7 protein-coding genes are annotated in these 6046 nt (G+C 75.2%); 5 read left to right on the top strand and 2 right to left on the bottom strand.

Features of this window, described 5'->3' with window-relative positions; genetic code table 11:
- From E4P40_RS14255 to E4P40_RS14245, 3 genes are all read left to right on the top strand, one after another.
- A partial coding sequence (locus E4P40_RS14255) for an AIR carboxylase family protein (RefSeq protein WP_209305329.1) occupies window positions 1–821 on the top strand: 821 nt, incomplete at its 5' end.
- Window positions 822–903: 82 nt separating this feature from the next.
- Complete coding sequence (gene larC / locus E4P40_RS14250) at window positions 904–2079, top strand: nickel pincer cofactor biosynthesis protein LarC (RefSeq protein ID WP_135159218.1); 1176 nt, start codon at window positions 904–906, stop codon at window positions 2077–2079.
- A 60-nt stretch (window positions 2080–2139) separates the two neighbouring features.
- Window positions 2140–2790 carry a hypothetical protein gene (locus E4P40_RS14245; RefSeq protein ID WP_135159217.1) on the top strand — a complete coding sequence of 217 codons (651 nt, stop codon included), beginning with the start codon at window positions 2140–2142 and terminating at the stop codon, window positions 2788–2790.
- Here E4P40_RS14245 and E4P40_RS14240 read toward each other — a convergent pair.
- On the bottom strand, window positions 2735–3208 hold the full coding sequence (locus E4P40_RS14240) for a VOC family protein (RefSeq protein ID WP_135159216.1): 474 nt from the start codon (window positions 3206–3208) through the stop codon (window positions 2735–2737). The two genes, E4P40_RS14245 and E4P40_RS14240, sit on opposite strands and share 56 nt — an antisense overlap.
- A 27-nt stretch (window positions 3209–3235) precedes the next feature.
- Between E4P40_RS14240 and E4P40_RS14235 the strand changes: the two genes are divergently transcribed.
- A complete protein-coding gene (locus tag E4P40_RS14235) occupies window positions 3236–4093 on the top strand; it encodes a helix-turn-helix transcriptional regulator (RefSeq protein ID WP_209305328.1) in 858 nt (285 codons plus the stop codon).
- Here E4P40_RS14235 and E4P40_RS14230 read toward each other — a convergent pair.
- On the bottom strand, window positions 4053–5180 hold the full coding sequence (locus tag E4P40_RS14230; protein ID WP_135159215.1) for an MFS transporter: 1128 nt from the start codon (window positions 5178–5180) through the stop codon (window positions 4053–4055). The genes E4P40_RS14235 and E4P40_RS14230 overlap by 41 nt on opposite strands.
- A gap of 253 nt (window positions 5181–5433) precedes the next feature.
- Here E4P40_RS14230 and E4P40_RS14225 point away from each other — a divergent pair, with 253 nt between their 5' ends.
- Complete coding sequence (locus E4P40_RS14225) at window positions 5434–6027, top strand: TMEM165/GDT1 family protein (RefSeq protein WP_135159214.1); 594 nt, start codon at window positions 5434–5436, stop codon at window positions 6025–6027.
- Window positions 6028–6046: the final 19 nt, after the last annotated feature.

Genomic DNA, 6046 nt, shown 5'->3' with positions numbered 1-6046 from the left:
CGCCGCCGTCGGGCGACGCGTCCCCCGAACCGGAAGTCGGTGTCGAGGCCGTGCAGCCTTCCCCGCTGGAGGACGAGGCCGCCGGCTTCGCACCGCTCCTGACGGCCCCGCACGCCCCGCTCGGCACCAGCAGCCCCGATCCGCTGCTCGCGCCGCTACCGGTCGCTGCTGAGCCCCCCGTCGTCCCGGCTGCCGCCCACCGTGCTGAACCGGACGTCATCTGGGGCACCGGCCGGACCACCGAGCAGGTCCTGTCGCTGGTACGCGAGGCCCGGCGCGAGCACCCCGATCGCCCGGCCCTGGTGCTGCGGGCGTCGGCCGACACCCTCGTCGCCCTCGCCTCCGAGCACGATGCGTACACGACGATGGACGCCGCCGCGATGGCCGCCGCCGTCGGTCCGCTGCCCGAGCCGGTAGGGCGCGTGCGCGTGCTCTGCGCCGGTGGCGCCGACACCCCGGTGGCCGCGGAGGCCGCCTTCGTCGCCCGGGTGACCGGAACGGACGTCGTCCGCGTCGACGACCTGTCCGGCAGCCGGCTCCGCGCGGCCCTCGCCGACGGTTCCCTCCTCACCGACGTCGACTGCCTGGTCGTCGTCGCCGGCCTCGACGCCTCGATCGCCACGACGATCGGATCGCTCACCGACGTCCCGGTGGTGGCGGTGCCGACCTCGACCGGCCAACCCAGCGCCTTCGGCGGCCTCGGCGCGCTGATGACGATGCTGAGCTCGGCCGCACCCGGGGTCGCCGTGAGCAACATCGACAACGGCTGGTCGGCCGGCGTCTTCGCCGCCCGCGTCGCCCGCAGGAGTGCACGGCGCTGAAGAAGGCCCCCTCTGCCCCCCACCGCTCGCGCGCTCGCGGCGGGCCCCTGCAGAGGGGCCACCCGCCTGTGATGATCGCGCCGTGACGATCGGCTGGCTCGACCTCTCCGCGGGTGCCTCGGGCGACATGCTGCTCGGCGCGCTCGTCGACGCCGGCGTGCCGCTCGACGTGCCCGCCGCGGCGGTCGCCGCGCTGCCCGTCGAGCAGATCCGCCTCGTTCCCGAGCAGGTCACCCGCCACGGCCTCGGCGCCACCCGCGTCCACGTGCACGCGCCCGAGTCGTCCGCGCACCGCACCTGGGCCGACGTCCGGCGGCTGCTCCTCGACGCCGACCTGCCGACGCCGGTGCGCGAGGGGGCGCTGGCCGTCTTCGAGCGGCTGGCCGTCGCCGAGGGCCGCGTGCACCGGACGTCACCCGAGGACGTGCACTTCCACGAGGTCGGGGCGCTCGACGCGCTCGCCGACGTGGTGGGCGTGGTCGCGGGCTTCGAGCACCTCCGGCTGACCCGCCTGACCGCGTCACCGGTGGCGCTGGGCAGCGGCTCGGCCCGCGGGGCGCACGGCGTCGTCCCCATCCCCGGGCCCGCCGTGCTGGAGCTGCTGGCCGGCATCCCGGTGGTGGCGGGCGCCGTCCCGGCGGAGATGTGCACCCCCACCGGGGCGGCCCTGCTCGCCGCGCGCGTGGACGAGTGGACGACGCTGCCGCCGATGCGGGTCGAGCGCGTGGGCACGGGCGCGGGCGGCCGCGACCCGGAGGAGCTGCCGAACGTCGTCCGCCTGGTCCTCGGCGAGCCGGGGGACGCGACGCCCGGCGGTCCGGTCGTCCTCGAGGCCAACGTCGACGACCTGGACCCGCGGCTGTGGCCCGGCGTCCTCGACGCGCTGTTCGCCGCCGGCGCCTCCGACGCCTGGCTGACCCCGATCCTGATGAAGAAGGGCCGGCCGGCGCACACGCTGTCGGTGCTGTGCGCGCCCGGTGCGGTCGCCGGCGTCCAGGCGGCCGTGTTCGCGACGACGTCGACGATCGGGATGCGCATCGTCGGAGTGGGCAAGACCGCGCTCGAGCGGACGTCGTCGTCGGTCGACGTCCTCGGAGGCACCGTCGGGGTCAAGGTCGCCGTCCACGGCGGGCGGGTGGTGAACGTGAGCGTCGAGTACGAGGACGTCGCCGCGCTGGCCCGCGAGCTGGGTCTGCCGGTCAAGGAGGTCCTGCGGGCGGCCACCGCCGCGGCGGAAGGAGCCCACCCCGCCGGCTGACCAGGCCAGTGCGCCGATTGGCCTGCAGGCGGCGGGCCGGGCGTCGGGCATGCTCGGTGCGTGCTCGAGGTCCGACGTCCCGGCCGCCGCCTGCCCCGGCGGCTGGTTCAGCTCTACGCCGGTCTGGCGCTGTACGGCGCCTCGATGGCGCTGATCATCCGGTCGACCCTGGGCAACATGCCGTGGGACGTGCTGCACCAGGGCCTGTCCACGCGGATCGGCTGGTCCATCGGCGTCGTCTCGATCGTCGTCGGCGCGCTGGTGCTGCTGGCCTGGGTCCCGCTGCGCCAGCGGCCCGGCCTCGGCACGGTGAGCAACGTCGTGGTGATCGGCGTGGCCGTCGACGCCACGCTCGCCGTCGTCCCCGCGCCCGGCTCGCTGCCCCTCCGGGTCGGCCTCCTGGTGGCCGGCGTGCTGCTGAACGCCGTCGCCACCGCGGCCTACATCGGCGTCCACCTCGGCCCCGGTCCGCGCGACGGACTGATGACCGGGCTCGTCCGCCGGACCGGCGGCTCGGTGCGCCTCGTGCGGACGTCGATCGAGGTCGCTGTCGTCGCCACCGGCTGGCTGCTCGGGGGCACGCTCGGCGTCGGCACCGTCCTCTACGCGCTGGCGATCGGCCCGCTGGTGCAGGCCCTGCTGCCGCGGTTGTCGGTCAGCCTTGCGTCTCCGCCCACTCCGACAGCCGCCGCTCCGACTCCTCGGGGCTGACCTCCTCGACCTTGGTCATGACCGCCCAGCGGTGGCCGAACGGGTCGTAGATCGACGCGAACCGGTCGCCGGTGACGAAGGTGTCGGGCTTCTCGCGCACCGTGGCGCCCCGCTCGACCGCCCTGGCGAAGACGGCGTCCACGTCGGCGACGTAGATGCAGGTGGAGCCGCTGACAGCGTCGTCCGACCGGTCCGGGACGACGAGTCCGTACTGCTCGTTGGGGTCGCTGAGCTGCAGCCGGCCGTCGCCGAAGTCGAGCTCGGCGTGCATGACCGTGTCGCCGGGCCCGTCCATGCGGCTGACCACCGTCGCGCCGAAGACCTCCTCGTAGAAGCGGATGGCGTCGGCGGCCGGCGAGCAGACGAGGAACGGGGTCAGGGTGGTGTAGCCCTCGGGCTTTCCGTGCGTGATCGTCATGTCGTCGATGCTGCCTAGGGTGGCGCCGTGGCGTCTTGGAAGAACGCGACAGGCTCGGTGCGGCCCGACCTGACGCGCAGCGGCGTGCTGCGCCCCGAGGAGACGGCCCGGGTGGCCGACCTGCGGCGCGACGCCCCCGTGTCGCCCGCGCTGCAGCCGTTCGTCGAGCGGTACTGGTCGGTGCGCTGGGACCGCACGGGTCAGCCGCCGTTCCGCTCCGAGGTGCTGAGCCATCCGAGCGTCAACGTCTCGGTCGAGTCGGGCACCCAGCCGCGCTTCGGGGTGCCGCTGCCCGCCGTCCTCGTGCACGGCGTCGTGACCCGCCGGTTCGGCGTCGACCTGGTCGGGTCGGGGCGCGTGAGCGCGGTGAAGTTCCGGCCCGGCGGCTTCGCCGCCTTCACCGGGGCCCGGCCGCCGCGCAACAGCGTCGTCCCGCTCGGTCCGGAGCTCGGGGTCTCGCCGGACGTCCTGCTCACCGCCGTCCTGGCCCAGGAGGACGACGACGACCGCGCCGCCGTCCTCGACGCGATGCTGGCCCCCTCCGCCCCGGAGCCCCCCGCCTCCTATCTCGACCTGCTCGGACTGCTCGAACGGATGCTGGCCGACCGGTCGCTGGTGCGGGTCGACCAGGTGGCCGCACTGGGCGCCATGAGCGTGCGGTCGCTGCAGCGGCTCTTCGCCGCCTACGTCGGCCTGACGCCCAAGGCAGTGCTCGCGCGCTACCGGCTGCAGGACGCCGCCGCGGCGATCGACGCCGGCGAGGGCGACCTGGCCGGCCTCGCGGCGACGCTGGGCTGGTTCGACCAGGCGCACTTCAGCCGGGACTTCCGTTCGGTCGTCGGGGTCACCCCCTCGGCCTATCTGCGGGCGCGCCGGGCACGGTGACCCGCAGGCCCGACCGGACCACCGGGACGACTGCCAGCACCAGCACGGCGACCGCGGGCGCTCCCCCCAGCGCCCAGGCGGCGAAGACCAGCAGCGACGCGAGCTCGACGCCCAGGCCGGCGACGGACGTGATCGTGGCGCGGTGCGCGCTGTCGATGCGGGCCTGCAGCCGGGTCTCGGCGACGACCAGCACGGCGAGGTACAGCCCGTAGAACACCGCGACCGCGGCCAGCGCGGCGATGCCCGGGAGCACCACGGCGAGCGCGAGGCAGCCCGCCGCGACCCCGAGCAGGACCGGCAGGGCGCCGTCGGGCAGCCGCTCGGCCCGGCCGCCGAGGGCGGCACCCAGCGCCCCGGCCAGCGCGACGGCCAGGACCGCGAAGGGGACGACGGCCACCGGCACGCCGCCGTCGGCGGCGAGGACGGGGAAGTACTCCTCGACGGCGTCCAGGGCGCCGACCAGGGCGACCGCGAGCACGGTGAGCCGCAGCCGTGGAGTGTGGACGGCCTCCCGCACGCCGGCGCGCAGGGTGCCGAGCAGCGACTCGCCGTCCGTCTCGCGGGGAGCCTCGGGGAAGCGCAGGGCGAGCAGCGCGGCGGCCAGGCAGACCGCGACGCTCGCCCAGCCCACGAGCGCGTAGCCGCCGAGGGCGAACAGCGCACTGGCGGCGAACGCGGTCGGGATCTGGACCAGGAGTTCGGCGGCGGTCATCCGGCCGTAGACGCGGGCGAAGGCCTGCTCTGCACCCACGTCGGCCAGCGCGTCGTGGATCAGCGCCTCGCTCGCTCCGGACACCAGCGCGCTGCTGGCACCCCAGATGACGAAGCCGATGGCGAAGGCGGGGAGCGCGGGTGCCGCCGTCCACACGACGAAGCCGACCGCCTGGAGCACGCCGGCGAGCACCAGCACGCCACGGCGGGACCAGCGGTCGGCCAGCGCGCCCGCCGGGATCTCGGTGACGAAGCCGGTGACCGACCAGACGGCGAACAGCGCGGAGATCTGCGCTGTCGACAGGCCCGTGTCGAGGAAGAGCAGCGCGTAGAGCGGGTAGTACGGCACCAGCTCGGACAGCGCGGCCCAGCCCACCGCCAGACGCGCGAGGGGTCGGGCGGCAGGAGGAAGTGCGTTCGGGGACGGGCGTCAACGGAACGGCATGGCGGGACGGTAGCGCCGGTCGGCCGCCCGCGCGACGGGATTCCCGCCGGGCCGCGGACGACGGCTTCGCCGGCGAGCTGTGACCGGCAGCGCACGGATCGGCTGGTGGCGTCGATTACCGTTGCTGGGACGAACCTGAACTGTCCGAGCACCGCCCGGCAGTGCCGAGCGGAGGAGAGTTCTCGTGGTCCTGTCGGTCGTCGCGACCGCCTTCATCCTGGTGCTCCCCGTCGAGCTGCCGGACAAGACGCTGTTCGCGACCCTCGTGCTGGCCACGCGGTTCCCCGCGCTGCCGGTGTTCGTCGGCGTCGGCACCGCGTTCGGCCTGCAGGTGGCGATCGCGGTCACCGCCGGCTCGCTGCTGTCGCTGCTCCCCGAGGCCCTGGTCAGCGGCGTGGTCGCCGTCCTCTTCCTGGTCGGTGCGGTGCTCCTCTGGCGCAGCGCGTCGAGCGGGCCCGAGGACGAGGAGCTCGCGGAGACGCCGGCCGACCCGTCGTTCCTGCGCGCGGCCGCCATCTCGTTCGGCGTCCTCTTCGCCGCCGAGTGGGGTGACCTGTCCCAGCTGGCCACCGCGGGCCTGGCCGCCCGCTACGACGAGCCCTTGTCGGTCTTCGTGGGGGCCTGGGCGGCGCTGCTCGTCGTCTCGGGGCTCGCCGTGTTCCTCGGCAAGAAGCTGGCCGACCGGCTGCCGATCGCGCTGATCCGGCGGGTGGCCGCCGCACTCTTCCTGGTGTTCGCCGTGTTCGCGATCGTGGAGACCGTCCGCGCGCTCACCTGAGCCACTCCGCCGGTGGAAG

Source organism: Blastococcus sp. CT_GayMR20, assembly GCF_004570345.1.
The sequence above is the reverse complement of the archived record's forward strand: the minus strand, read 5'-3'. Positions and strand labels throughout refer to the sequence as shown.

Bases quoted from the DNA above. Each gene is read 5' to 3' on its own strand.
- E4P40_RS14240 (WP_135159216.1), bottom strand. From the start codon at position 3,208: ATGACGATCACGCACGGAAAGCCCGAGGGCTACACCACCCTGACCCCG.